The sequence below is a fragment of the Acinetobacter baumannii genome (assembly GCF_009759685.1).
In the GTDB taxonomy this organism is placed as follows: Bacteria; Pseudomonadota; Gammaproteobacteria; order Pseudomonadales; family Moraxellaceae; genus Acinetobacter; species Acinetobacter baumannii.
On sequence record NZ_CP046654.1, the window covers coordinates 2,332,202 to 2,358,682 of the forward strand.

A 26,481-nucleotide genomic window follows, 5' to 3' on the forward strand; every position below is an offset into this window, starting at 1 on the left:
GGAGAATAAGCATGTTGTTGAGTTTAGATGCTTATAAACAACAACAGTTTGATCAAATTGCTGCAAAAATTATGGCTGAGCCTGCAAAATATATAGATTTTAATTCAGTAGCGGATTTTTATAACGCTGCTTGGCTCAAGGACTTTCCACAAGGGACCCAAGTCTCTGCGACAGGTTTAGATGATGGGGCTGAAGAGTTTTATGCCGTAGTACAGTTTAAACAGCAGTACTTAAAGTTTGATATTAAAGAAAATCATTCAACACTGAGTTTTCAGGATATGAATGGTGAAACTTTTAAGCGTAATTTTTAATTGAAGAAATAAGAGTATTAAAAAAAGCGACTTAACGTCGCTTTTTTTAATAGATAAATTTTGAAATTTTATCTGCCGTTGCGATGACCAGAGCGGCGATATCTTCTTTAAAGGTCTTCTCATCATAAGTGGTAATTGGACAACTGACTGAAAGGACAGCCACCATTTTTCCATTTGATTGTTTGAAAATAGGAGCAGCACAAGCAGCCATGTCATGGTTGTAATGTCCCCAGCTCACCATCGACTTTTGAGTTTTTACATAATTTAATTTTTGCAATAACGCTTTTAAACTGGTTGGGGTAAGTTCTGAGTAACTATCCCAGTCATTAAAATTGCGATAGCGTTGTCGTACTTCTGCCTCTGGTAAATCTGACAATAACATTTGACCAATAACTGTAGCATGGGCAGGCCAGCGAGTACCTAAACTAATATTGCTGGTAAACGTACCCATAGATTGAACGTTATTTACAAAAACAATGTGTGTACCTTCTAAAACGGTCAGGTGTACTGCAAGTTTGGTCTGGTCACGTAGTTCTTTCATTAAAGGCGTTGATAAATCAAGTAATGAAAGCTTTGATAAACTGTTAAAACCAAGCTCCATAACTTTTGAATCAAGCGCATATGTTTTTTGTGAAGCCTTTCTTAAGTAACCGCAAGCTTCAAGTGTATAGATAAGCCGAAATGCACTAGAACGGTTCACTTCCAAAATTTCGGCAATTTCTGTAATCGTCATTTCTTGTGCTTGTTGATTAAATGCTTGCAAGATGGCTAAACCACGCACAAGCCCTGGTACTAAATACCGATCATCATTTTTTGTTGTTTCTGATTCTTGCGAATCTTCTTCAATCTCTAGGCTCATTCGTGTCGTTTTCCTATAAATAAAACAGGGTTCGAATTGGGGCATTATGCTTTATTTTAGAACTATTGTAATTATAAAGATTACATAAAACAATTTTTATATTTAAAACATTGTTTCCAGCTTGAAACGTAACAAATTATTTAAAATTTATTAATTAATTGATTTTAATATTTATTTTTACTTTGACAAAAATTAATCAAGAGGATTATGCTTAGCTTGTGTTTTGAAAATCAAATTATGTTTTGTATATAAAACAAAATGAGGACGCAAGGTATGAGTTGGATCTCAGTTTGTCAGCAGGGTGACGTTAGCGAAGATGAGCCGAAAGCCGTCGAAGTTGAAGGGAAAAAAATTGGTGTTTTTTTTGTCGATGAAAATTACTTCGCTATCGAAAATGTTTGCCCTCATGCGTATGCCTTATTAACGGAAGGATTTATCGAAGATCAGACTGTTGAATGTCCATTGCACGAAGCAATTTTTGACATTCAGACAGGTGAGCTAAAAAGTGGACCCGGGTGTAGAAACCTATGTACGTACCCAGTTCGTGTTGAAGGACAGGATATTCAAATTCAACTCTAGTCCTCACATGTACAAGGAAGCAGAACAATGAAGACATTTAATGAAAAGTTGGCAAGCTGGATTCATGCAACGCCGGCAACCGAAGCAGGTATCAACAATATTCAAGTTCCAGGTCAATCTGAATTGTTGGTTTGGCAAACACGTTATAAAGAACCGACTCTCTACGAACAAGACTTTGTAAAGAACTTGATTCAGGCATTTTCTGCGGGCGCAACAGAATTAGATGAGGTTGTTTCTGCACTTAATCAACAGGGTTTCCGCTGTGAATCTGGTGATGAATGGACTTCTGAGAGCTTTACAGAAGAAATGCAACGTTTAGGTTATTGATTCAGGGAAGAATAAAATGAACGCAATCGTATCAACTTCACAAAGCGCTGAAGAATATTTAGAACTTGGTTTACGTGACCAATGGCATCCGGTTTTAGCAAGTTGGGAAGTCGCTGCTAATCCGGTTGGGATTACCCGTTTAGGTGAAAACATTGTGGTTTGGCGTGATGCCGAAGGTCAGGTACATGCGCTTGAAGATCGCTGCCCACACCGCGGTGCTCGTCTTTCACTCGGCTGGAACTTGGGTGATCGAGTTGCTTGCTGGTATCACGGTGTTGAAGTTCGTGCTGATGGTGTGGTTGCTGATGTGCCAGCCGTTCATGAATGTCCAATGACTGGAACCAAGTGTTTAAAAAGCTATCCGGTCATTGAACAGCATGGTGCAATCTTCATCTGGTTTGGTATCGATGCAAATGAACAACCCGCACCGCTTGAGTTCCCAGAACAACTGGCAAGCGAAGAGTGGAGTTCATTCCTTTGCCAAGCAGACTGGAAAGTAAACCATCAATATGCCATTGATAACGTCATGGACCCAATGCACGGTACATATTTGCACTGTACTTCACATTCAATGGCAGAAGGCGAACGTACCGCAGAGATGAAACACCGCACAACTGAAAATGGTTTTGTTTTTGAAAAAGAAGGTCAAACAGGTGTGAACTTTGACTGGGTTGAATATGGTTCGACTGGTGCAAGTTGGTTACGTCTTTCAATTCCTTACCGTAAACAGTTTGGTCCGGGTGGTGAATTCTGGATTGTGGGTTACGCAACGCCAATTGATGCCAACAATACCCGTGTATTTTTCTGGCGCTGCCGTAAGGTGAGTGGTTGGCAACGTAATGTATGGCGCTTCTTATATCGTAATCATTTAGAACAATTGCATTGGGATGTATTGGAACAAGACCGCATTATTTTAGAAAACCTTGCGCCAAATGCACGTGCACGAGAATTCTTATATCAACACGATGTTGGACTTGCACGATTACGCCGTTTAATGAAGAAAGAAGCTGAGAAGCAATTAAAGAAAATTGCTGCACTAAATGCATCAAACCGTATTGAGATGCAGGAAGAAGCTCATGGCTAATGTAGCGTTGTTGCAAGGCAAAAAAGTTTTAGTGACTGGTGCTGCACGTGGTTTAGGTCGAGATTTTGCTCAAGCCATTGCTGAGGCAGGCGCTGAAGTTGTGATGGCAGATATTTTGTCTGACTTGGTGCAACAAGAAGCCCAAGCGTTACAGCAACAAGGGCTAAACGTTCATGCTGTCACCGTTGACCTTGCCAATGCAGACTCTATTGAAAATGCGGTTGCAAAAAGCGTGGAAGTATTACAAGGACTAGACGGACTTGTGAACTGTGCGGCACTGGCGACCAATGTCGGTGGAAAAAATATGATTGATTATGATCCTGAACTTTGGGATCGGGTCATGAATATTAATGTAAAAGGCACATGGTTAATTACAAAAGCGTGTATTCCACATTTAAAACAATCGGCTGCTGGCAAAATTATTAATGTTGCTTCCGATACAGCACTTTGGGGCGCACCGAACTTGATGGCTTATGTGGCAAGTAAAGGTGCAATTGTTGCCATGACGCGTTCAATGGCAAGAGAGTTGGGGCAGTTCAATATTTGTGTCAACACATTGTCTCCGGGGCTGACACTGGTTGAAGCAACCGAGTATGTGCCACAGGAACGTCATGATTTATATGTCAACGGAAGAGCGATTCAACGCCAGCAACTTCCACAAGATTTAAATGGAACAGCATTGTATCTACTGTCGGATTTGTCCTCTTTTGTGACAGGTCAAAATATTCCGGTCAATGGCGGTTTTGTCTTTAACTAAGGAGTAGTCAAATGATTACAGGGATCGAGATTTTAAAGTTTGGAGTTGAAGATAGAGCCGCTTCAAACAAGTTTTTGGCAGATTTTGGTTTAAGCCAAAGTACTTCGGATATTGAAGGCGCAGATTTATACCAGACTCAAAACGGCAGCAAGATTTATCTATTTAATTGTGATGATAACCGTTTGCCGCCTGCTATTGAGCAAGGTTCAACTTTACGTGAAGTCACTTGGGGTGTTGATAGTCTTCAAGACCTTGAAGACTTGGCAGCTCGTTTGGCCGATGTAGACGGTTTTAAACGTACTGAAAATACAGTTCAGTGTCTTGACCCAAATGGCATGACCATTCGTTTTGAACAAAGTTTTGTAAAAGAAGTACCAGAACTTAAAACGGAAGGTATTAACCAATACGGCAATATTCAGCGTGTTAATGCAGCAAGTCCTGTTTATGAAAAAGGTCAACCTGTTGCGATTGGACATGTGGTGTTTTTCACACCGGATTTAGCAACTACTGAAAACTTCTATATTGAAAAAGTAGGCTTTCATTTATCTGATGCTTACAAAAATCGCGGTGCATTCTTACGTTGCCGCGGTGAAGGTTATCACCACGATTTATTCTTACTTAGCGTTCCAAATAAACCTGCGGGCCTAAATCACGTTGCATTTGTTGTTCGTGATATTCATGAGGTGATTGGAGGCGGTTTACATATGAACCGTTCAGAGTGGTCAACCTTTATTGGACCGGGACGTCATCCAATTTCTTCTGCTTATTTCTGGTACGTCAACTCACCATTGGGTGGTGCATTTGAATATTACACCAACGATGATTATTTGACCGAAGAATGGCAGCCACGTGTAGAAGAACATCGTCTAGAGCTTTTCACCGAGTGGGCGATTGAAGGTGGTCTTGATGACAAAACCCGCCGTCAGGTAAAGCCTGTGTAACAGGCATTGCTTTACAAGGAAGAAAGGCTATGGAAAAGATTGTAATTGTAGGGGCGGGGCAGGCTGCAGGTTGGGCAGTTAGTACCTTACGTCAAAATGGATATGTGGGTGAAATTCATGTGGTCTCAAATGAAGATCAGGTGTTTTATGAGCGTCCACCTCTGTCTAAGCAAGTACTTTCAAAAGAAGCAAGTTATGAAAGTTTGAATCTGTTCTCCCCAGAACAGGTTCAAGAGTTCAACATTCAATGGCACAAACCGGAAATTGCAACAAAAGTCGATCGCGAGCAAAAGCAGGTTCATTTAGAAAGTGGACAGGTTTTACCCTATGACAAATTGCTGATTGCAACAGGAAGCCGTGCCCGTGTACCCGTTAATACATGGCAGTTCATTCCTAATGTTGTGACTTTACGAAATGTGCGTGACTGTGAACGTCTGGCTGAAATTTTAAAGAATGCAAAAAATGTTGCTGTGATTGGCGGTGGCTGGATTGGTTTGGAAATCGCTGCAACTGCACGTAAGCAAGGGAAAGATGTTCATATTTTTGAATATGGCGACCGCTTATGTGCAAGAAGTGTGAGTCCGGAAGTTTCTGCATTTTTAAAAAATATGCATGAGGCTCAAGGCACAAAAATTCATTTAGACAGCAAGAGCCTTCACTTAGTGGAAGCACCAGATCAAAAAGTTGAAGTGGTGAACCATCCTCAACATAGCCAGTTATTTGATTGTGTTGTAGTGGGTGCAGGTGCCGAAATTGCGAAAGAGTTAGGCGTGCACGCTGGGCTCGATGTGAAAGATGGCATTGTAGTGAATTGTTTTGGACAAACCTCGGATCAAGACATTTATGCCGCAGGTGATGTCGCGATTCATCCGGGCTTGGGCTATTGCATTCAGTCTTGGGCAAATGCACAAAATCAGGCGATTGCAGCTGCGAAATCAATGCTTGGAATTGAAACTGAATATACCGATATTCCTTGGCTTTGGTCTGATCAATATCACTTTAATATCCAGATTTTAGGTACGTATCAACCTGAAAAAACCAAAGAAGTGGTGATTCGCCAAAGTGGTGAAGATCAGGTGAGCTATTTATATCTGGACCATGAAAATCGCTTGCTGAATATGATTGCCATTAATGACTCGAAGTTAATCAAGCTGGCAAAGCGTTGGATGCAAGCCAATACCGTTTTAGATCCAAAATTATTAGCAGATGCTGAATTTAATGTCATGAAGTTAAAACCGTAAACATTAAATCTGGTTCTCATTACCAAATCGAAGGAATGACACATGAGTAATGAAGAAAAAAGTGGATTAAAGCATTGGGTACCTGCTTTTGTCCTTATGGTGTGTGTAGTACTGGCATTTTTCGACAAGATCAGTATTGCGGTTTTATTTTCAGACCCACATTTTCAAAGCTCGATGGGAATTGCTGAAGATAAAGCCAAGCTCGGATGGCTCATGACAAGTTTTTTACTTGCTTATGGTTTTTCATCAGTCTTTCTAAGCTTTTTAGGCGACATTTTTAACCCAAAGAAAATGCTGTTCTGGAGTGTGACTTCTTGGGGTTTACTCATGCTTTGCATGGGCTTTACCACCAGCTACTCAGGCATGTTGATTTTACGGGTTCTACTCGGTTTGGCAGAAGGTCCGCTATTTGCTTTGGCATATACCATTGTTAAGCAGACTTATACAGACCGTCAGCAGGCACGTGCCTCAACCATGTTCTTACTGGGTACACCGATTGGTGCATTCCTTGGGTTCCCAATTACGGCAGCCGTTCTGGCACACCACGACTGGCACACCACTTTTTTTGTGATGGCTGCGCTCACACTCATTGCAATTTTAAGCATTGTTTTTGGTCTGCGTAACTTGCAACTCAAGAAAACTGTTGAGCTTGAAGGTGAAAGTAAACGTACTAACTTCAAAGGCCATATCGCCAACACCAAAGTACTTGTGAGCAATAGCGCGTTCTGGTTGGTGTGCTTATTCAATATTGCCTTAATGACTTATTTGTGGGGCCTAAACAGTTGGGTTCCTTCTTATCTCATGCAAGACAAAGGATTCAACCTCAAGGAGTTTGGGGTGTATTCAAGCTTTCCATTCATTGCCATGTTAATTGGCGAAGTGGTTGGTGCGTTTTTATCTGACAAATTAGGCCGACGCGCAATTCAAGTATTTAGCGGTTTATTACTCGCGGGCATCTTCATGTATGTGATGGTCATTATGACTGAGCCATTATTGATTATTGCTGCTATGTCTTTAAGTGCTATGGCGTGGGGCTTTGGAGTAGCTGCGGTATTTGCTCTGCTTGCCCGAGTAACCACCTCAAATGTAGGTGCGACAGCGGGTGGAATATTTAACGGTTTAGGCAATTTTGCAAGTGCAATTGCACCTGTACTGATCGGTTACATCGTGATGCAAACACATAGTTTTAATTTGGGAATTACCTTCTTGGCTGCAGTCGCTGTCATTGGGTCGTTGTTCTTGGTTCCTCTTTTAAAACGTTATTAATTCACTGTATAGGAGTTTAAAAAATGACTACACAACAATTCGAATCGTGGAAACAGCCGGAAGGCGCTTCTTTAGAAGATTGGTTAAACACACGTATTGCTCGCTTTGAGACTCGTAAATATGACTTTGAGGCTTTGAAGTTCCAAGCCGATTACGACCCGAAATATCGCCGTGCTCAAATGCGCTATATGGGTACGGGTGCAACTGGTGTTGCAAATGACAGCAATACTGTACCTGCAGAGAACTTTACGTTTTCGACTATGGTGCTACCACCACAGTGTGAAGGTCCTTTGCACATTCACCACGACGTTGAAGAAGTTTTCTTTATGCTCCGCGGCGAAATTGATTTGTTTATTGAGCATAACGGCGAGAAATTCCAGACCCGCTTAAAAGAGCGTGACCTGATTTCAATTCCACCGGGTATCTACCGTGGTTTATTTAACCCAGGTCAAGAAGATGCCTTGATGTGCGTGATGTTGGGAACAGGTAAACCAACAATTCCTAACTATCCACCAGAGCATCCATTGTCTCAAATCAAACGTTAATTGTTTGATGAAGTGAATGAAAGGAAAGAATTAAAAATGATGACACTCATTGAAAAGTTAGCAGAATTTCCGGTGAAAACGGTCAATGTTCAAGGCCAGCAACAAGCCTATCGGGAAGCTGGTCAGGGCGAATACCTTGTGCTGTTGCATGGCATTAGTTCCGGTTCTGCTTCATGGGTAAACCAACTTGAAGTGCTGTCTCATCATTTTCATGTCATTGCCTGGGACGCACCGGGCTATGGCAAATCAGCTGAACTTTTAACGGATCAACCGAATGCGACCGACTATGCAAAGCGTTTGGCAGGGTTGTTCGATGCTTTAAAAATTGAAAAAGCAATTGTAGTGGGACACTCCTTAGGTGCCTTACAGGGCAGTGCATTTGCTGCACTTTACCCAGAGCGAGTGAAACACTTGGTGGTCGCTAACTTGGCGCAAGGCTACCAACGCCACGATGAACAGACACAAATTCAGGTTTTTGAAAAAAGACCAAAAATGTTGAAAGAACTCGGTGCTAAAGGAATGGCCCAAAGTCGTGGACCTCATTTGATTTATAGACAAGAGCCACAAGCCTTAGCTTTAGTTTCAGAAGTGATGCAGCAGTTGACCTTACAAGGTTTCACACATGCATCGTACTTACTGGCATATGACGAAATACGTAATTATTTAACCGATTTAAAAGTCCCATGCACAGTCATTGCAGGGCAGCAAGATCAAATCACTCCTGCGTTAGGTATACAAGAGCTTGCTCAGGAATTGCAGTTGGAACAGCGCTTCGTCATAGAAGATGCAGGACATTTAAGTTATGTCGACCAACCGCAAGCATTTAACCAAATTATGTTGACGATTCAGGAACAATCGTAAGAGAGATTAAGGATTATGAGCTTCCAAGTTGAAGGAAAAGTTGCAGTTGTTACCGGTGGCTCATCTGGGATTGGGCTGGCTGCTGTTGAAATACTAGTTGCAGAGGGTGCAAAAGTTGCTTGGTGTGGTCGCGATGAAGAACGTTTAAATGCTTCTAAGCACTATATTTTAGAAAAATTTCCACATGCCAATATTTTTACCAAAGCATGTAATGTTTTGAAAAAAGAAGAAGTTCAGCAATTTGCCAAAGAGGTCAAACTCAATTTGGGCAATGTGGACATGCTTATTAACAATGCTGGACAAGGCCGTGTTTCAAATTTTGAAAATACGCAAGATGAAGACTGGATGAAAGAGATTGAGCTGAAATATTTCAGTGTTTTACATCCGGTACGGGCTTTTCTTGACGACTTAAAACAGTCGGCAAATGCCTCAATTACTAATGTGAATTCGTTACTGGCATTGCAACCGGAACCACACATGATTGCGACTTCATCTGCACGCGCTGCACTGTTGAATTTAACCCATTCGTTGGCGCATGAGTTTACTCAATATGGCGTTCGTGTGAACTCGATTTTACTCGGAATGGTCGAATCTGCGCAGTGGAAACGCCGTTATGAAACCCGTTCAGATTTAAATCTGTCATGGAAAGAGTGGACAGGCAATATTGCAAAAAATCGTGGCATTCCTATGCAGCGTTTAGGCCGTCCGGAAGAGCCAGCACGTGCTTTAGTTTTCTTGGCATCACCATTGGCATCTTACACCACAGGTTCGGCAATAGATGTCTCAGGTGGTTTTAACAAACATTTATAAATATCAGGTGCTGTCATGAAAAAGTTGATGATGATTGGTTTTGGCGCAATGGCAGCAGAAGTGTATGCCCACTTGCCTCAAGATCTGCAACTCAAGTGGATTGTAGTGCCATCTCGCAGCATTGAAAAAGTGCAGTCACAAGTCTCTTCTGACATTCAAGTGATTTCAGATATTGAGCAATGTGATGGTACACCAGACTATGTCATTGAGGTGGCAGGTCAAGCAGCAGTGAAAGAGCATGCTCAAAAAGTTTTAGCGAAAGGCTGGACCATTGGTCTGATTTCGGTGGGTACTTTAGCTGATAGTGAATTTTTGGTTCAGCTTAAGCAAACTGCCGAAAAAAATGATGCCCATCTGCATTTACTGGCAGGGGCTATCGCAGGCATTGACGGTATTTCTGCTGCTAAAGAAGGTGGCTTGCAAAAGGTCACTTATAAAGGCTGTAAAAGTCCAAAAAGCTGGAAGGGTAGTTATGCAGAGCAATTGGTCGATTTAGACCATGTTTCAGAACCTACGGTCTTTTTTACTGGAACTGCCCGTGAAGCTGCCATGAAATTTCCGGCCAATGCCAACGTTGCAGCAACGATTGCACTTGCAGGGCTTGGAATGGATGAAACCATGGTTGAGTTAACTGTTGATCCAACTATCAACAAAAACAAACACACCATTGTGGCAGAAGGTGGCTTTGGACAAATGACCATTGAACTGGTGGGTGTGCCGCTGCCAAGTAACCCGAAAACATCAACTTTGGCTGCGCTTAGCGTGATTCGTGCTTGTCGCAACAGTGTAGAAGCAATACAGATTTAAGAAGGATTTGATCATGGCAAAGGAAATTTATATTGCGGGTGAATGGCGATTAGGCCGTGGTGCAGTCATTCAAAGCCTGTTTCCGGCAGATCAGTCGGTAAACGCTGAGCTTTCAACAGCAACGCTTGAAGATGTAAATGAGGCAATTGAAAAAGCAGATCAGGCTTGGCGTCAACCGAGCTGGAGAAACAGCTTGCCGCATGAGCGCGCACGTATTCTCTACAAAGTTGCAGACATTATTGAAGCGCGTGTAGATGAATTAGCGAAACTACAAACCCGCGATAATGGTAAGCCTTTAACCGAAACTCGTGGTTTAGTGATGAGCGCGGCGGCAACTGCGCGTTATGTTGCGGCGGCTTGTGAAACGCTAAACGATGAGCTCACCACTCAGCGTGCTCCAGACTTTATGACCATGAGTGTGCATGAACCTGTAGGTGTTGTAGCAGCTATTACCCCTTGGAACTCTCCAATTGCGAGTGAAGTTCAAAAGCTTGCTCCTGCTTTGGCAGCAGGAAATGCCGTAGTGTTAAAACCAGCAGAAGCAACTTCACTGATTGCTTTAGAGCTTGCCAAAATTTTTGAAGAGGCTGGTTTACCAAAAGGCTTACTTAGTGTGTTAGTGGGGCGTGGTTCTATCATTGGTGACGCAATTGCTCAGCACCCATTGGTTCGTAAAATTTCTTTTACAGGTGGAACAACCACGGGTCGTCATTTGGCACATATTGCCGCAGATAAACTCATTACCACTTCGCTTGAGTTAGGTGGTAAGTCACCAACCATCGTTTTACCGGATGCAGATGTCGAACTGGCGGCTAAAGGTGTGGCGTACGGTATTTTTAGCTCGGCAGGCCAAGCGTGTATCGCAGGTTCTCGCTTGTTTATTCATAGCAGTCTTTACGATCAGTTTTTAACGCGTTTGGTTGAAATCACCAAAGGCTTACGTGTGGGCCATCCAGAACAGGCGGGTGTGCATTTAGGGCCATTGGTCAATGACAAACATTTGCAGTCCGTCGACCGCTATGTGCAGCTTGCTAAAAGCGAAGGTGGTCAAGTTCTGATTGGTGGTGAAGCACTTACGACTGGTGACTATGCCAAAGGAAGCTATTACTTACCAACGATTATTACGGGCTTAAATAACAGTGCTCAAACCTGTCAGGAAGAAATTTTTGGCCCTGTTTTAGTCGTTATGAAATATGACAATGAGCAAGATTTAATTGCCCAAGCCAATGACAGTTGTTTTGGTCTTGCCGCAGGTATCTGGACTGAAAGCTACCGTAAAGCTTGGCGTATTGCACGTGCGTTAGAAGTTGGAACGGTATGGATTAATACCTACAAAAAATTCTCGATTAGTGCGCCATTTGGTGGCTTTAAAGACAGTGGTATCGGGCGCGAAAAAGGCCGTTTGGGCATTTTATCGTACATGCAACAAAAGAGTATTTATATGGGGCTGAATGAACAGCCTAACCCTTGGTGCGATTAATAAATTCAAGGACTGAAAACAAATTTTGAGGAATAGACATGACTGAACGTGTAAATGTAGGCGAAGCAATTGCAAGAGTTTTAGAAGCGCACCAAGTTGATAGTATTTATGGTGTTATTTCCATCCACAATTTACCTATTGCCGATGCGGTAGGGCGCCGTGAAAAAATGCGTTTTGTTGCAGCCCGTGGTGAAGCGGGTGCGGTCACCATGGCAGATGCACACTCACGCTTTAAAGGCCTAGGTGTAGCGTTAACCAGTACGGGTGCTGGTGCAGGTAATGCGGTAGGTTCACTGATTGAAGCAATGAATGCGGGTAGCCCTGTATTGCATTTAACGGGTCAAGTTGAGCGTGAATATCTCGACCGTGATGCGAGTTTCATTCATGAAACCAAAGACCAACTTACATTCTTGCGTGCATCGAGCAAAGCGGCGTTCCGTATTACCAGTCCAGACAATGCTGTTGGTGTAATACGTGAAGCAATCCGTGTAGCAACCACAGTTCCAATGGGACCGGTAAGTGTTGAGCTACCCATTGATGTACAAGCAGCAGAGATTGATTTGCCACTTAATCTTGGGCCAGTGAAAGCACTTGAGTTGCCACAGGCAGAGCAAGCTGAAATTGATCTTCTTGTAAGCGAGATCAAAAAAGCAAAACGCCCGATTTTCTGGATTGGTGGTGGAACTTTAAATAGCATTGCCGAAGTTAAAGCAATTGCAGATTTAGGTATTCCAGTTGTTTCATCGACTCATGCTCGTGGGGTGTTGCCAGATGACCATCCACGTAGCTTAGGTGCTTTCCATAACTCGGCAGGTGTTGAGCAATTATTAAAAGATGCTGACCTGATGGTGGTAGTGGGTTCTCGTTTACGTAGTAATGAAACAAAAACTTATTCGGTTGAATTCCCTGAAAATATTATTCAGGTAGATGCAAACCCAGTAGCTCAGCAACGTAATTACAAAATCCGCAACTTCATTTGTGGCGATGCTAAAGATGTCTTAACACGTGTGTTAGAACAGCTTCAAGGAACTTCAAAAGTTGATGCCGATTACGATGCTGCTGTAGTAGCTGCTAAACAAGCTGCGATTGATGCACTGCGTAAACAAATCGACCAATACGCTTTAATTTGTGATCACTTACGTGCAGCTTTACCTCAAGACGGCATTTTTGTACGTGACATCACCATGTCGGGTAGTACATGGGGCAGTCGTTTATTCCCGGTACAAGCGCCAAACCAAAACATCCACTCGCTTGCGGGTGCAATTGGTTTAGGCCTTGCAACAGCAATCGGTGCTTCGATTGCTAACCCTGACAAAAAAGTAATTGGTTTAGTCGGTGATGGCGGCTTAATGCTTGGTATTGGTGAGATTGCAACTATGGTGCAAGAAAACACTAATATGGTCCTAATGATTATGAATGACGGTGGTTATGGCGTAATGCGTGGCATTCAAAATAACTACTTTGGTGGCCGCCAGTATTTCAATGAATTGCATACACCAGACTACAAACTCCTTGGCGAATCAATGGGTGTGAAAAGCTGGAAAGTCGGTAGTGCAGATGAGTTTAAAACGGTTATTCAAGAGGCTGTCGCTTTTGAAGGGCCAACCGTGATCGAGCTCGATATGAACTCGATTGGACCATTAAACTTCGCGGGTCCACCGCAAAAGAAACTGTATTAACCAGTTTGGATGGTTTAGTACATATGCGATGGGAGCTGCTAAGCCATCCTTTTTTTAGATAATTTTTTTTGTCTAAAAAACAATAAAAATGAAGTTTTACAGGTAAAACAAATAAAGTTCCAGCAGGATGCTGGAACTCAATCAAGGATGTAGAGATGAAAAAGACTTCATTGATCATGGCATTCATTGCACCGCTTACGCTGGGGGTAAGCGTCAATGCATTTGCAAAAGATTCATTGCTTGAATGGAAAAGTGATGATGGCACCGACTCATTAAAGTTAGGTGGGGTGGTTCGGTTAAATCAACGCTATGAAGATTGGGAAGGGCCAAACCGTGGTTTTGGTAAGCTCCATTTTGATATTTTCAGGGTAGATCTCAAAGGAAAGTTTGATGATGCCTACATCAATGCCAGTTATATGTTTCAAGACCAACAGAAAACGTCTATTGAAAAAGCATATGTTGGCTATAACCTGGATGCCAATAACAGCATTGAAGCAGGTCTGGTTTATAAGCCTTTTACGATTTATCCCTATCCACAAAATGGTTGGACTTACCATATTCCATTCTTTTTAGGTTATGGCAACAATATTGCACCGGGGATTAACTGGAATTATCACGACAAAGATTGGGATTTAAAACTGGGTTATTACCCACAAATGTTAGAGACGAATTTGCGTTATTCCCCTGAAAGTGCAACTTATGATGACTTGGCTGGAAATGCATTTCCATCTCAAAAAGCCTATCAAAATGAAAAACGCAATCAGGTGAATACCCGTATTGTTCGCAAGTTAGAAACTGATTTTGGTAAACAAGAGTTTGGTGTATCGGGTGCAATTGCTCAGTTGCATAATGATATTACCGATAAAGACGGCAAATATTATGCAGTCGGTTTGCACACCGAAAACAACTACAAACGCTTTAATTTACAAAGCTCGGTCATTCACTATCAGTACGATGCTAAAAATCCAGATGGTGTAAATAGTGATATGACTTTGATGGGAGCAAACGGCCTTACACCTGCTTATTTCATTGCTTCGGAAGGTACGATTGCCAGTTTAAACCTTGCCTATACGTTGCCTGTCACCAATATGGGTAAGCTAAAATCCATTAAGTTTTATAATGACTATAGTTACCTTGATAAAAAACGTGATGATTGGTCCGACTCGCAAATGAATACCACAGGGATGATGTTTATTGCTTCACCATTTATGGTTTGGGCAGATTATACGTGGGGTAAAAACTCTAACATTATTGGTGGGGCAACCAACTCAACGGGTTATACCTCTGCAACTTCACCAAATAGTGATAAATGGTTATACCGTATTAACTTTAATATTGGGTTTACTTTCTAAAATAAGTAGTATTAAAAAAACCACGCAATCGGCGTGGTTTTTTATTTAATAAGTGAAAATTTTTAATACCTGTTTTTTTCAAACTTATTCCAAAACACAAAGGCAGTTACAAAGGCCAAAATGGTTAGCGCGAAAATATAATACATCGCACCAATATCACTATATTGGCTGAGCCAATGAACTAAAGGTAGCGTCATACCACCAACAATTGCATACGATAAATTATAAGAAAATGAAATGCCCGAGAAGCGAACAGGCGCGGGGAACATTTTAACCATACTGCTCGACACCATGCCGACAGTACCTGAGCATAGACCTAACAACATATATAAACCAAAAATAGTTGAATGTGCCGCATGACCTAAACTGTTATAAAAAACTGCCGCTGTAAGTGCCACGGCAAGCGCACCGACCATCATGACTTTGCCACAGCCAAAACGGTCAGCAAAATAGCCTGCTAAAATACAGCCCACCATTTGCATGACAATGGCTGCACTTTGCATTTCAAAAGTCTGTGCGCGCTCAAAGCCAAATGAACCAATCAACAAATTTGGCATGGCTAAAATCACCACCACCACACATCCCGTTAAAAACCATGTAAATAACATGCCAATTGCAACGGCTGTTTTATGCGTTTTTAAGACTTGTTTTACAGGCATTTCTTTAGAAATTTCTTTACGGGCCTGCATGGCTTTAAACACAGGGGTTTCTTTCAAATACGTTCTTAAATAAAGTGCAACGAGTCCAAAAATACCACCCACAATGAAAGGAATACGCCACGCCCAGTCATGGATTTGTCCTTCACTAAAATTCAGTGAAATCCATAGAGACATCAGTGCGCCTAGTAAAATTCCTAAAGACAGCCCAGCGGTGAGTAAACCATTTGCCAGTCCGATTTTTCTTTCAGGTACATGTTCAGACACAAATGTCCACGCGGCTGGAATTTCCCCCCCAATTGCAATACCTTGCACCATACGCATGAGTAATAAAAGTAGCGGTGCCAAATATCCGATATTTTCAAAAGTGGGCAAAATCCCGATAAACAGGGTAGGCAGCGCCATCAGCAAAATAGAAAGCGAAAATAGTTTTTTACGCCCCACCAAATCACCAAAATGGGCCATGACAACCCCGCCTAAGGGCCTAAAAAAATAACCTGCTGCAAAAATGCCGTAAGTATTGAGCATGGCCCAAAACGGACTAAGCGTACTTGGGAAAAAGAGGTCGGAAATGATCTTGGCGTAAAACACATAAATCACAAAATCGTAAAACTCTAAAGCTCCACCCAATGAAGAAAGGGCAAGGGTTCGTTTATCTTCTTTATTAAGATAGTTCGCGTCCTGCAAAGTTAATTCCTGATCCATTTTTTACTTAATTGTTGTAATTGAAGTTTGGATATTAATGGAAAAGTGAAATAAAAGTAAATGGAGGAAATTTGTTCTATAGGGTAACGCCGATAGGACTTACGCAGATCAAAAAGCTTTAAAACAAAAAACACTTTAGATAAAACAAAAACAGATGTAGGAATGACTTTTCTTTTGGGGCGTTCAGCGACACAATAAAACTTGTCATAGCTAGTTTAATAAGAGATTCAAAGGATGAGTGTGGTTTTACCTGTCGCGAAGCGTGGTGAAGATATTTTAAAACTAATTGCGGCTCCTGTTTCGGCAAATGAGTTAAACAGTAATTGGCTTTATCAGCTTGCTGATGCTATGCATGCAACCATGCTTGAGCGCAATGGAGTAGGGATTGCTGCACCGCAAGTTTATATCTCTAAACGCGTTATTATTGTGGCTTCTCGACCAAATCCACGTTATCCGGATGCGCCTGAAATGAATGCTGTGGTCATGGTAAATCCAGAAATTTTAGAATTTTCGAGTGAAATGTGTTTGGGTGAAGAAGGCTGCTTAAGTGTACCGGATGAGCGTGGACAAGTTGAACGTGCAGAAATGGTCAAGGTGAAATACTTAACACTTCAGGGTGAAACAGTTGAAACAATTTTTCACGGTTTTCCTGCTCGTATTGTTCAACACGAGGTCGATCATTTAGATGGAATCTTGTTTGTAGAAAGAATAAGCTAATCTTCAGTTTAAAGTTTTGAAAAACCTATAATGACCTTGAAATAAATAAGAGAACGGAATTAAAATATTTATATCGTGATTTTTAACTCATTACAAAAGATATAATTTTAATATTATCAGCAGGTTGTGCTGAAATTTTGCGCGATGTTGTAAATCTCCTCATTTAAGGTTACTGACCATGAAAACCCCTCTCCCAGATTATTTGGCAAATGTTATAGAAGCCTGTGACATCGATAACAGCGGTCATCTCGCCGATTATATTCCTGAGTTGGCCAATGCAAATCCAAATCGATTAGCTCTAGCAATGTCTACGGTAGATGGTGAAATTTATTCGGTCGGCGATGATGATGTTGAATTCACCATACAATCAATTTCTAAACCTTTTGTGTATGCTTATGTTTTACAACAACTTGGCATTGATGCGGTACTTGCGAAAGTAGGGGTAGAGCCTTCGGGAGAAGCCTTCAATGAAATTTCATTAGGTAAAGACGGACGTCCGAAAAACCCGATGATCAACTCTGGCGCAATTACGACACATTCCTTAATTCAGGTTAAACATGGTTTACATAGCGCAGAAATTCTACGCCGTTTTATGAGCGAGCTTGCAGGTCGCGAATTAAGTTTTGATGAGTCTGTTTATGATTCGGAAGTCAAAACAGCCTACCGTAATCTTTCGATCGGTTATATGTTGCGCACGGTGGGGATTTTGGAAACTGACCCTGTCGATATTGTGAATGGTTACATTCGTCAATGTGCGATCATGGTTACAGTTAAAGATTTGGTACGTATGGGCAGTGTACTTGCCAATGGTGGGGTTGACCCTAAAACTGGAAAACGATTACTGAACCGATCTGTAGTGAGACAAGTGCTCAGTGTCATGATGAGCTGTGGTATGTATGATGCCGCGGGTGACTGGCTTTCAACTGTCGGTATTCCTGCTAAAAGTGGTGTAGCAGGCGGTATTTTGGGTGTGCTGCCGGGTCAAGTTAGTATTGCTGCTTTTTCACCTCGACTAGATGAGCACGGTCATAGTGTTCGAGGAATCGATATTTTAGAGCGATTATCTCGTGATATGGGATTACATCTCATGGAAGGTACGCCTTCTGCACAGACCATTGTACAAAGTCATTACCGTACTGGGAAAGACGCATCATTGAGTGTGTATGTGCTTCGAGGGGTATTGAAATTTACCGAAGCTGAAATGTTGTTGCGTATTTTACAAGACGAGACCACTGACCAAAGCACAATCGTGATTGATTTAACCCAAATTTCACTTATCCATGATGTGGGTAAACGTATGTTCTTAGAAGGGGTAGATCGTCTCATTGATGATGGTCATACCCTTGTTTTGGTTGATCCTGAACAGCGCCTAGATCATGCGAGAACAGCTAAAGATCGAGAACTTCATGTTTATCATGATTTCGATGATTTATTAGAAAAGCATGAGATCCGCTCTAAAAAAAAGACTTATAGCGACATCGCAGCACTTCTAAACTGCTGAGGTGTTTTACCTAGATGTCGCTTAAACATCGCACTGAACGCGCTGGGGTTGGTATACCCCAGTGACTCTGAAATTTGAGCAATAGATTCGCCATTCGCAATTTTACTCAAGGCAAGTGCAATATGCATTTGCTGTACCCATGCCCGATAAGATAGCCCTGTTTCTTTCTGGAACATACGCATTAAAGTTCTAGAGCTCGCGCCAATATCATCAGCCCAATCTGTTAAATCTTTTGAACTGTCAGGCGTATGTAATAACTCTTGGCAAATTTTTAAGAGTCTTTTGTCTTTCGGCCACGGTATCTGGATAGGCAACAAATTGGCCCGATGTATTTCTTCAAAAATCAAAATTTGTAAAGAACGGGAAAGCTCTTGAGAGGTTGCTGTATTTGGAGTTTCCTCTCGTTCAATTTCATTTAAACGTATTAAAAGCTCATGCAACAGGTTGCTTACTCGAATAATAAAACAATGTTGCCCCATTAGAGCGGCTGCATTTACTTCAACCAACGCCGTATTTAACTTCACGTGACTCAGTGAAATGACACTGTGCTCTACATTTGCCGGAATCCATAACGCACACATAGGTGGCACAATCCACACATGATTAGGTGTAAACACCTGAATGTTGCCAGTGGACGCATATAAAAACTGTGCACGTGTATGTGTGTGGGTAGGCGTAATTTCTCGGTAAGAATGTTCAGAAGAGAGTCCAATCACAAGTTCAGACAAATCAGACTGAATAAGAGAATCGGACATAAATTATCCTAAAAATTGTCACTTATACGATGATTATTGGAAGATAACTTTATAAGCGACAATTTACAATAAGCATCTCATTTAAAAATATTGGAGTTTTTCAGGTATGACGTCTTCAATACAATTGAAAGATGGTATTGCCAATACCGTTGCAAATGATCAGTCTCAAGGAATGATTATTAAAATTGTAGGCGCCGTGGCGGTTGCGCATTTACTGAATGATTTAATTCAGGCAGTGCTACCAGCTATCTATCCAATGCTAAAAGCAAACTTTTCGCTGAGTTTTGCGGAGGTTGGCCTGATTTCGTTTGTATATCAAATTACAGGCTCGCTGCTACAGCCTTGGATTGGACTTTATACCGATAAACATCCAAAACCGTATCTTCTCCCACTCGGAATGGTCGTCACATTCTGCGGCATTATCTTGTTGGCATTTTCACCAAGTTTTGCTGTGTTGTTATGTGCATCTGCATTGATTGGGGTAGGGTCTGCCACCTTTCATCCAGAAGCTTCACGTGTGGCGCGTATGGCATCGGGTGGGCGCTTCGGTACAGCTCAGTCGACTTTCCAAGTGGGCGGAAACACAGGTACTGCCATTGGCCCATTATTAGCAGCGTTATTAATTGTTCCATTTGGACAGCATGCAGTTGCGGGCTTGGTGATATTTGCACTTTTAGCGATTTGGGTTTTATTTGGTGTAAGCCGCTGGACAGTAAACCATGCTAAAAGTCAGGTGGTTACACGTGCTACGCAAGCACATACCAAATTGCATGGCCGTAAGCTCATTATCGCCTTGGGCACAATTAGTGTATTAATGTTTGCTAAATTTACTTACATTGCCAGCATTAGTAACTATTTTACTTTTTATTTAATTCAAAAGTTCCATATTAGTATTCAAACAGCTCAATTACACTTATTTGCCTTTTTGGCAGCTGTGGCTGTAGGTACATTTGCGGGTGGCCCAATTGGCGATAAGATTGGCCGTAAAGCTGTGATCTGGGTTTCATTTGTTGGCATGGCGCCGTTTGCATTAATGATGCCATATGCAAACTTGTTTTGGACAACGGTTTTCTCAATTATTGCAGGTTTGGTGTTGTCATCTGCTTTTGCAGCGATGGTGGTTTATGCACAAGAAGCTGTTCCGGGCCGTGTGGGAATGATTGCAGGTTTAATGTTTGGTCTTATGTTTGGGGTAAGTGGTATTGCCGCAGCGGGGCTAGGGCATTTAGCGGATATTAACGGCATTGAATGGGTATTTGGTTTATGTTCATTGTTGCCATTACTTGGTTTTGCAACGGCACTTTTACCAAACACAAAAGTTAAATAAATGAAAAGACTCTCAGCCATATTCAGCTGAGAGTCTTTTTAATATGAACATATCCTCATTAGAAAGACTATTTTTGAACACCAAACTTAAATACGGTAACACTGTTATAAGTTTGATTTGGGTTTAAACGTGTAGACGGGAAAGTTGGTTGATTCGGGCTGTCTGGAAAATGCTGTGTTTCTAATGCTAGTGCGTCTGCTTGTCGATAGAGTACGCCATTTGCGCCAACAATATTTCCTAATAAATGATTGGCTGTATACATTTGGACGCTTGGTTCAGTGGTTAAGACTTGCATGGTCCGTTTAGATTTTGGATCAACCACAATAGCTGCAAGATTGAGTTTCCCTTGAGACTTTTGATTAATTACCCAAGTTTGGTCATAGCCATATCCATAGGCCAATTGCTGATTATTTGCTCGAATATCTTTTACGATTGCTTTAGGCGTCCGAAAATCAAAAGGCGTACCTGCAACTGAAGCAATTTCACCTGTTGGTAAAGAGTTTTGATCGGTTACCAATATACGGTCTGCATTGAGTTGTACCACATGATCTAGCACGCCATAAGGATTGTTCCCAGCACCTGATAAGTTGAAATAACTGTGGTTGGTGAGGTTGACGACTGTAGGCTGATCAGTTTTGGCTTTATATTCAATCTTGAATTCATTTTGATCTGAAAGACTGTAGATCACTTCTACATCTAATTTTCCGGGAAAACCTTGATCTCCATTTGGGCTGGTTAACTTAAGAGAAGCTTTAACGGTTTCACCTTTAGAAACGAGGGGCTTAACTTGCCAAACACGTTTATCAAAACCAGGATTGCCGCTATGTAATGAGTTCGGACCATTATTTTTTTCGAGGTTATACGTTTTTCCATCTAAGCTAAATTTAGCATTGCCAATCCGGTTCGCATAACGACCAATTAATCCGCCAAAATGAATACCTTCCTTGGTATCAGTGACTTCATAGCCTTTTAAGTCATCAAAGCCCAAAACGATATTATTTTGTTTGCCTTGGGCATCGGGAGTCAAGATTTGTGTAATTACACCACCAAAACTAATAAAAGATACCGAGACTCCATTGTTATTACTCATGGTGTATAGATCAACTTTTTGGCCATTTTGAGTCGTACCATATGATTTTACATTTAACGTTGCTGCATTTGCCAGTTGTGCAAAGCTATAAACCGTAACACCTAAAATTGCTAATTTTTTCATGCTTATACTCTATTTTGTAATAGTAAGACTGGATGAATATAAGATTGATTTTTCATCTTTTTAAAGAGGTTTTTATTATATATAGTGTTAATAATAATCGATCAGTTAATGCTGAGTACTGAACAGCCGATACCATTTACGGTTATAAACAAATTAATTTTATTAGCAAACTTCAGCAGTAAGCTATTTTTATGAATCATCTTAATTCAATTTTAAAATTTTCGCTTGATATAAATAGTCTCTCGTTTGATGTAGACAGCCAACACATTCACCTTGAGCAGGGCTTAGGTTTTGTTGGTTCAAAAAGTATCGGTCATGGTGTTATTGATGAGCTTGCGATTGAAAAGATGATTTATTTTATTGAAGAAATCATAGAGTCGCAGCCACTCAGAAATCTCAATATAAATGGTGTAGCCGTTACGGCTGATACCGCCATGGCACAACTCAGTGAGTTATTTTTTAGTGCTAAAAAGCAAATCAGCCGTACTGAGCTTGAGCATGGATTTAATCATTTTATTGAGCGTTTGAGTTACTACACGAATCAAGTAGCTCCAGATCAGGTTTATGTTTTTACCTACTTTGTATTTATTCGAGAGATGATGCATCACTTACGAGTTGAGCAAATTCAGATCATTTAAGAAATGATTTCTCAGCTTGCCAATTCATCTTGAATCCAGTTTAAAAATAGCTCAATTTTAGGAATAAATTGGTGGGTTCGTGGATATACCAAGTGATGAGCAGAGATTGGAATCGATAGCTCATCTGCAAAAACTCTAACCAACTTTCCAGATTCTAAGTAATTTTGAGTGAGTAAATTACTTTCTAAAACAAAACCTAGCCCGTGTGTGGCTGCCTCAAGTGACATATAAGAGCGGTCAAAACTCAAAGTGTAGGGAAATTCAGGAATGCTTAAACCCTGATGGGCAAACCATTGGGGCCAAGTCACTAAGGTTGAACGCGATAAAATCAGATCTTTCTTTAATAAATCTTGAGGTTTATGCACAGGACTACGTTCCAGTAGCTTAGGGGACGCAAGCACTTCAAGCTTTTCATTACGAATGGTTCTGATTTCTACCCCTGTCCAGTTGGGTAAACCATGACGAATATCAATATCGATCTTATCGCGGGTAAAGTGCAAATTTTCATACGAACACGATAGGTTAACCTGAATCATGGGGAACTTTTCTTTAAATGATTCAAGGCGAGGGAGTAACCAAAGTAAACCAAAACTTGGGGATGAATGAATATATAAACTGTCTTTAGGGCTTTTATCGGCAGCTTTTTCTGTGGCTAACATCAGATTATGCAAAATGGTGGTGACATCTTGAAAATAGCGTTCACCTGAAGGAGTAAGTGTCACACCACGGGCACCACGAATAAATAAACTCTGCCCAATCATTTCTTCAAGCTTAGCAATTTGATGGCTCACTGCCGAAGGGGTGAGATTTAAATTCTCTGCTGCCTTAGCAACATTGCCGAAACGGGCGGTTTGTTCAAAAGCCTGTAATGTTTTAATTGAGGGCATTTGGTTGAAATTGTTTTCACTACTATCCATGAAATGATCCGTTTTTATCCCTAAAACTTATTTGAAAATAGCATAGGCATGAATTTTTTTCATGCCTTGTTGAATTCGACATGATTGCTGGGCTTTGTGAAAAAAGGGATTCTAAGTCAGAACTCAGGAAATAAAGCGTAAAAGAGGATTCAACATGTTACTACAAGGAAAAGTGGCATTAATTACGGGTGCAGCATCAGAACGTGGAATTGGGCGAGCAACCGCAGAAATCTTTGCACAACAGGGTGCCAAAGTCATTATTGTTGATTTAGATATTGCTCAAAGCCAAAACGCTGCAAAGGCGCTTGGTGGAGGACATTTAGGCCTTGCTGCAAACGTTGCAAATGAAGAACAGGTCAAAGCAGCTGTTGAACAAGCACTACAGCACTACGGAAAGATTGATATTTTAATTAACAATGCTGGCATTACTCAGCCAGTTAAAACACTTGATATTCAACGCAGTGATTATGATCGTGTTTTAGATGTCAGCCTACGCGGAACGCTTATTATGTCGCAAGCGGTTATTCCATCTATGAAAGCAAATGGTGGTGGAAGTATTGTCTGTCTATCTTCAGTTTCAGCACAACGTGGTGGCGGTATCTTTGGCGGACCGCATTATAGCGCTGCAAAGGCAGGCGTGTTAGGTCTGGCAAAAGCGATGGCTCGTGAGTTTGGTGGTGACCAGATTCGTGTAAATTCTCTTACTCCAGGTCTAATCCAGACTGATATTACTGGCGGTTTAATGAATGATGACCGTCGTCACGACATTCTGGCTGGTATTCCGCTGGGCCGTTTAGGTAAAGCACAAGACGTTGCAAATGCAGCACTATTTTTGGCAAGTGACCTGTCAGCTTATTTGACTGGTGTAACACTCGATGTAAATGGTGGCATGCTTATTCATTAAACGCTCACCATTTAAATAAAAATAGAATGATGGCCACAAGAGGATACTGTGGCCAAATGTAAAGGGATTCGCATGATGGATACAGTATTTTCATCTGAAGTAGATACAACGGTTCGTAAATCGGCGTATCGAAAAATTGCATTTCGGCTCATGCCATTTTTAATGCTTTGTTATTTTTGTGCCTATTTAGATCGGGTAAATGTGGGTTTTGCCAAGCTCCAAATGATGAGCGATTTACAGTTTAGTGAAGCTGTATATGGGTTAGGCGCAGGGATTTTCTTTATTGGTTACTTTCTCTGTGAAGTACCAAGTAATATTGTGCTTCATAAAGTAGGTGCACGGCGTTGGATTGCCCGTATCATGATTACATGGGGCATTTTGTCAGGCTGTTTTGCCTTTGTTCAAACCGAATGGCAATTTTACACCTTACGTTTTTTGCTTGGTGTTGCTGAAGCCGGCTTGGCTCCGGGATTATTGCTTTACCTCACTTACTGGTTCCCATCTTACCGCCGCGCGCGCATGACCGTACTTTGGTTTATCGCGATTCCAATTTCAGGAATGATTGGTGGACCACTTTCAGGCTTAATCATGGACCGAATGAGCGGTGTACATGGCTGGTTTGGCTGGCAGTGGATGTTTGTAATTGAAGCCATTCCTACCGTACTTGTTGGCCTATTGGTACTCGCTGTTTTAAAAGACTCTGTTCAAGATGCCAACTGGTTAACCCAAGACGAAAAAAATTTGGTGAAGCAAGAGCTTGCTCAAGATAACCAGCATAAAGAAGGCCATGCAAGCGTTAAAGAATTCATCGCGGATAAACGTTTATGGCTACTCGCAGGTATCTACTTTTGTGTAGTGATGGGCCAATACGCCATTACATTTTGGTTGCCAACTCTCATTCGTAACTCGGGCATTAGTGATAACTGGCATATTGGTTTGCTCACAAGCCTGCCTTATATGTGTGCGATTGTGGTCATGATTTTGGCAGGGCGTAGTGGTGACCATTTCCAAGAACGCCGCTGGCACTTAATTATTCCGATGTGTGCAGGTGCTATAGCACTCACATTTGCGACTTTATTCGCTTCAAATCTAACGCTCTCTTTAATTTGCCTTTGCATCGCAGCCTCAGGTGTGCTGACGGCATCCTCTTTATTCTGGATGTTACCGACCAACTTTTTGGGTGGTGTTTCCGCGGCGGCAGGTATTGCAGCAGTGAATAGCTTCGCCAATCTTGCAGGATTTTGCTCACCTTATTTAATCGGTTGGGTCACTACCAACACAGGTTCAAATGCAATCGGCATGTTCTTAATCACAACAGTATTAATTTTCGGTGCCAGTCTGGTTCTGCGTGTTCCGGCAAAACTGGTTAATCGTTAAGAAGGAATAGTAAATGACAATGTTAAATGTTGATAAAGTAGGCCAAATTGCCGAGTTGCAACAACGTGCCTACCACATTCGCCAACATGCTTTACGTATGGGGCAAGTACAAGGCCAAGGCTATGTTGGACAAGCCTTGGGTGCAGCAGATCTACTGGCAGTATCTTATTTCCATGCCATGAAATATCAACCGGAAAATCCAGAGTGGGAAGGCCGTGACCGTTTTTATCTTTCTATTGGGCACTATGCAATTGCACTCTATGCAGCCTTAATTGAAGCAAAAACTATTCCGCTTGAAGAGCTTGAAACCTATGGTGCAGATGACAGTCGTTTACCGATGTCGGGTATGGCTTCTTACACACCGGGTATGGAAATTACAGGTGGCTCATTGGGGCATGGTCTTGGAATTGCAGTCGGTGCATGTCTAGGACTGAAACAGAAAAAGTCGGATGCTTTTGTTTATAACTTACTGTCCGATGGAGAGCTAAATGAAGGCTCAACATGGGAGGCGGTAATGTCTGCTTCTCATTGGAAACTAGATAACTTGATTGCCATTATTGATGTGAATAATCAGCAGGCAGATGGACATTCCAGCGAAATTTTAGCGTTTGAGCCAATTATTGATCGTTGGCAGTCTTTTGGTTGGTACACGCAGCGCGTAGATGGCAACGATATGGAAGCTTTGCTTGAGGCATTCGATCAAGCACGCAACCATGAGGGAGCATGCCCACGTGTCATTATTTGTGACACCAAAATGGGTAAAGGCGTGTCGTTCTTGGAAAGCCGCGAAAAAACACACTTCATTCGTGTTGATGAACATGAATGGGATGACGCTTTAAATATTTTGACCCACTACGGACAGTAAGGAATAC

General features: G+C 41.6%; 27 protein-coding genes. 22 read left to right on the forward strand and 5 right to left on the reverse strand.

The features are described 5' to 3' along the window. Positions 1–11 precede the first annotated feature (11 nt). The gene (locus tag GO593_RS11070) at positions 12–311 is read left to right on the forward strand and encodes a hypothetical protein (protein ID WP_000927115.1); all 300 of its coding nucleotides are present in this window, start codon (positions 12–14) and stop codon (positions 309–311) included. Between the two features lie 46 nt (positions 312–357). Here GO593_RS11070 and GO593_RS11075 read toward each other — a convergent pair whose 3' ends face one another. Then, the gene (locus tag GO593_RS11075; RefSeq protein ID WP_000051057.1) at positions 358–1,170 is read right to left on the reverse strand and encodes an IclR family transcriptional regulator; all 813 of its coding nucleotides are present in this window, start codon (positions 1,168–1,170) and stop codon (positions 358–360) included. A gap of 273 nt (positions 1,171–1,443) precedes the next feature. Here GO593_RS11075 and GO593_RS11080 point away from each other — a divergent pair, with 273 nt between their 5' ends. From GO593_RS11080 to GO593_RS11145, 14 genes are all read left to right on the forward strand, one after another. After that, the gene (locus tag GO593_RS11080) at positions 1,444–1,749 is read left to right on the forward strand and encodes a non-heme iron oxygenase ferredoxin subunit (protein WP_000118514.1); all 306 of its coding nucleotides are present in this window, start codon (positions 1,444–1,446) and stop codon (positions 1,747–1,749) included. Positions 1,750–1,776: 27 nt separating this feature from the next. Next, positions 1,777–2,076: a recombinase-like helix-turn-helix domain-containing protein gene (locus GO593_RS11085; protein ID WP_000847096.1), complete on the forward strand. Its 300-nt coding sequence runs from the start codon at positions 1,777–1,779 to the stop codon at positions 2,074–2,076. A 16-nt stretch (positions 2,077–2,092) separates the two neighbouring features. After that, positions 2,093–3,160, forward strand: coding sequence for an aromatic ring-hydroxylating oxygenase subunit alpha (locus tag GO593_RS11090; RefSeq protein ID WP_000991783.1), 1,068 nt, complete (start codon positions 2,093–2,095; stop codon positions 3,158–3,160). Then, positions 3,153–3,917 (forward strand): SDR family oxidoreductase, encoded by a 765-nt coding sequence (locus GO593_RS11095; RefSeq protein ID WP_000024374.1) that lies wholly within the window; start codon positions 3,153–3,155, stop codon positions 3,915–3,917. The genes GO593_RS11090 and GO593_RS11095 overlap by 8 nt, the downstream gene beginning before the upstream one ends. A gap of 11 nt (positions 3,918–3,928) precedes the next feature. Then, positions 3,929–4,858: a VOC family protein gene (locus GO593_RS11100; protein ID WP_000627784.1), complete on the forward strand. Its 930-nt coding sequence runs from the start codon at positions 3,929–3,931 to the stop codon at positions 4,856–4,858. A 29-nt stretch (positions 4,859–4,887) separates the two neighbouring features. Beyond that, the gene (locus GO593_RS11105; RefSeq protein WP_000411880.1) at positions 4,888–6,099 is read left to right on the forward strand and encodes an NAD(P)/FAD-dependent oxidoreductase; all 1,212 of its coding nucleotides are present in this window, start codon (positions 4,888–4,890) and stop codon (positions 6,097–6,099) included. A gap of 42 nt (positions 6,100–6,141) precedes the next feature. Next, positions 6,142–7,365 (forward strand): MFS transporter, encoded by a 1,224-nt coding sequence (locus GO593_RS11110; protein ID WP_000064049.1) that lies wholly within the window; start codon positions 6,142–6,144, stop codon positions 7,363–7,365. A gap of 23 nt (positions 7,366–7,388) precedes the next feature. After that, positions 7,389–7,910, forward strand: a complete 522-nt coding sequence (locus GO593_RS11115) for a cupin domain-containing protein (RefSeq protein WP_000211626.1) — start codon at positions 7,389–7,391, stop codon at positions 7,908–7,910. 36 nt (positions 7,911–7,946) lie between these two features. Then, positions 7,947–8,771 (forward strand): alpha/beta fold hydrolase, encoded by an 825-nt coding sequence (locus GO593_RS11120; RefSeq protein ID WP_000988610.1) that lies wholly within the window; start codon positions 7,947–7,949, stop codon positions 8,769–8,771. Between the two features lie 15 nt (positions 8,772–8,786). Further along, entirely contained in the window at positions 8,787–9,581 is a 795-nt protein-coding gene (locus GO593_RS11125; protein WP_000009975.1) for an SDR family oxidoreductase, read from the forward strand. A 15-nt stretch (positions 9,582–9,596) separates the two neighbouring features. After that, positions 9,597–10,388 (forward strand): aspartate dehydrogenase, encoded by a 792-nt coding sequence (locus GO593_RS11130; RefSeq protein WP_000735778.1) that lies wholly within the window; start codon positions 9,597–9,599, stop codon positions 10,386–10,388. A 13-nt stretch (positions 10,389–10,401) separates the two neighbouring features. Beyond that, the gene (locus GO593_RS11135) at positions 10,402–11,868 is read left to right on the forward strand and encodes an aldehyde dehydrogenase (RefSeq protein WP_001040549.1); all 1,467 of its coding nucleotides are present in this window, start codon (positions 10,402–10,404) and stop codon (positions 11,866–11,868) included. 38 nt (positions 11,869–11,906) lie between these two features. Then, positions 11,907–13,547: a thiamine pyrophosphate-binding protein gene (locus GO593_RS11140; protein WP_000140223.1), complete on the forward strand. Its 1,641-nt coding sequence runs from the start codon at positions 11,907–11,909 to the stop codon at positions 13,545–13,547. A gap of 155 nt (positions 13,548–13,702) precedes the next feature. After that, positions 13,703–14,899: a hypothetical protein gene (locus GO593_RS11145; protein WP_000753763.1), complete on the forward strand. Its 1,197-nt coding sequence runs from the start codon at positions 13,703–13,705 to the stop codon at positions 14,897–14,899. A 62-nt stretch (positions 14,900–14,961) separates the two neighbouring features. Here GO593_RS11145 and GO593_RS11150 read toward each other — a convergent pair whose 3' ends face one another. After that, on the reverse strand, positions 14,962–16,260 hold the full coding sequence (locus GO593_RS11150; protein WP_000371868.1) for an MFS transporter: 1,299 nt from the start codon (positions 16,258–16,260) through the stop codon (positions 14,962–14,964). 234 nt (positions 16,261–16,494) lie between these two features. Here GO593_RS11150 and def point away from each other — a divergent pair, with 234 nt between their 5' ends. Together def and GO593_RS11160 are read left to right on the forward strand one after the other, a co-directional pair. After that, entirely contained in the window at positions 16,495–16,977 is a 483-nt protein-coding gene (gene def / locus GO593_RS11155) for a peptide deformylase (protein ID WP_000117816.1), read from the forward strand. A gap of 178 nt (positions 16,978–17,155) precedes the next feature. Continuing rightward, entirely contained in the window at positions 17,156–18,478 is a 1,323-nt protein-coding gene (locus GO593_RS11160; RefSeq protein WP_000856706.1) for a glutaminase, read from the forward strand. Here GO593_RS11160 and GO593_RS11165 read toward each other — a convergent pair. Continuing rightward, entirely contained in the window at positions 18,445–19,233 is a 789-nt protein-coding gene (locus tag GO593_RS11165) for an AraC family transcriptional regulator (RefSeq protein ID WP_001285124.1), read from the reverse strand. The two genes, GO593_RS11160 and GO593_RS11165, sit on opposite strands and share 34 nt — an antisense overlap. Positions 19,234–19,339: 106 nt before the next feature. Between GO593_RS11165 and GO593_RS11170 the strand changes: the two genes are divergently transcribed. Continuing rightward, on the forward strand, positions 19,340–20,560 hold the full coding sequence (locus tag GO593_RS11170) for an MFS transporter (RefSeq protein WP_000204263.1): 1,221 nt from the start codon (positions 19,340–19,342) through the stop codon (positions 20,558–20,560). Positions 20,561–20,627: 67 nt separating this feature from the next. Here the strand turns inward: GO593_RS11170 and GO593_RS11175 are convergent, their stop codons facing one another. Further along, positions 20,628–21,773 (reverse strand): aldose epimerase family protein, encoded by a 1,146-nt coding sequence (locus GO593_RS11175; RefSeq protein WP_000731769.1) that lies wholly within the window; start codon positions 21,771–21,773, stop codon positions 20,628–20,630. Between the two features lie 191 nt (positions 21,774–21,964). Here GO593_RS11175 and GO593_RS11180 point away from each other — a divergent pair, with 191 nt between their 5' ends. Next, positions 21,965–22,411, forward strand: coding sequence for a hypothetical protein (locus GO593_RS11180; RefSeq protein ID WP_001016201.1), 447 nt, complete (start codon positions 21,965–21,967; stop codon positions 22,409–22,411). An 11-nt stretch (positions 22,412–22,422) separates the two neighbouring features. Here GO593_RS11180 and GO593_RS11185 read toward each other — a convergent pair whose 3' ends face one another. Next, positions 22,423–23,298, reverse strand: coding sequence for a LysR substrate-binding domain-containing protein (locus GO593_RS11185; RefSeq protein ID WP_086261823.1), 876 nt, complete (start codon positions 23,296–23,298; stop codon positions 22,423–22,425). A gap of 184 nt (positions 23,299–23,482) precedes the next feature. Between GO593_RS11185 and GO593_RS11190 the strand changes: the two genes are divergently transcribed. The 3 genes from GO593_RS11190 (at position 23,483) to GO593_RS11200 (ending at position 26,474) form a co-directional block, all read left to right on the forward strand. Further along, complete coding sequence (locus GO593_RS11190) at positions 23,483–24,232, forward strand: SDR family NAD(P)-dependent oxidoreductase (protein ID WP_000926496.1); 750 nt, start codon at positions 23,483–23,485, stop codon at positions 24,230–24,232. 75 nt (positions 24,233–24,307) lie between these two features. Then, entirely contained in the window at positions 24,308–25,609 is a 1,302-nt protein-coding gene (locus GO593_RS11195) for an MFS transporter (RefSeq protein ID WP_000381878.1), read from the forward strand. A 19-nt stretch (positions 25,610–25,628) separates the two neighbouring features. Beyond that, a complete protein-coding gene (locus GO593_RS11200) occupies positions 25,629–26,474 on the forward strand; it encodes a transketolase (RefSeq protein WP_100223364.1) in 846 nt (281 codons plus the stop codon). Positions 26,475–26,481 lie beyond the last annotated feature (7 nt).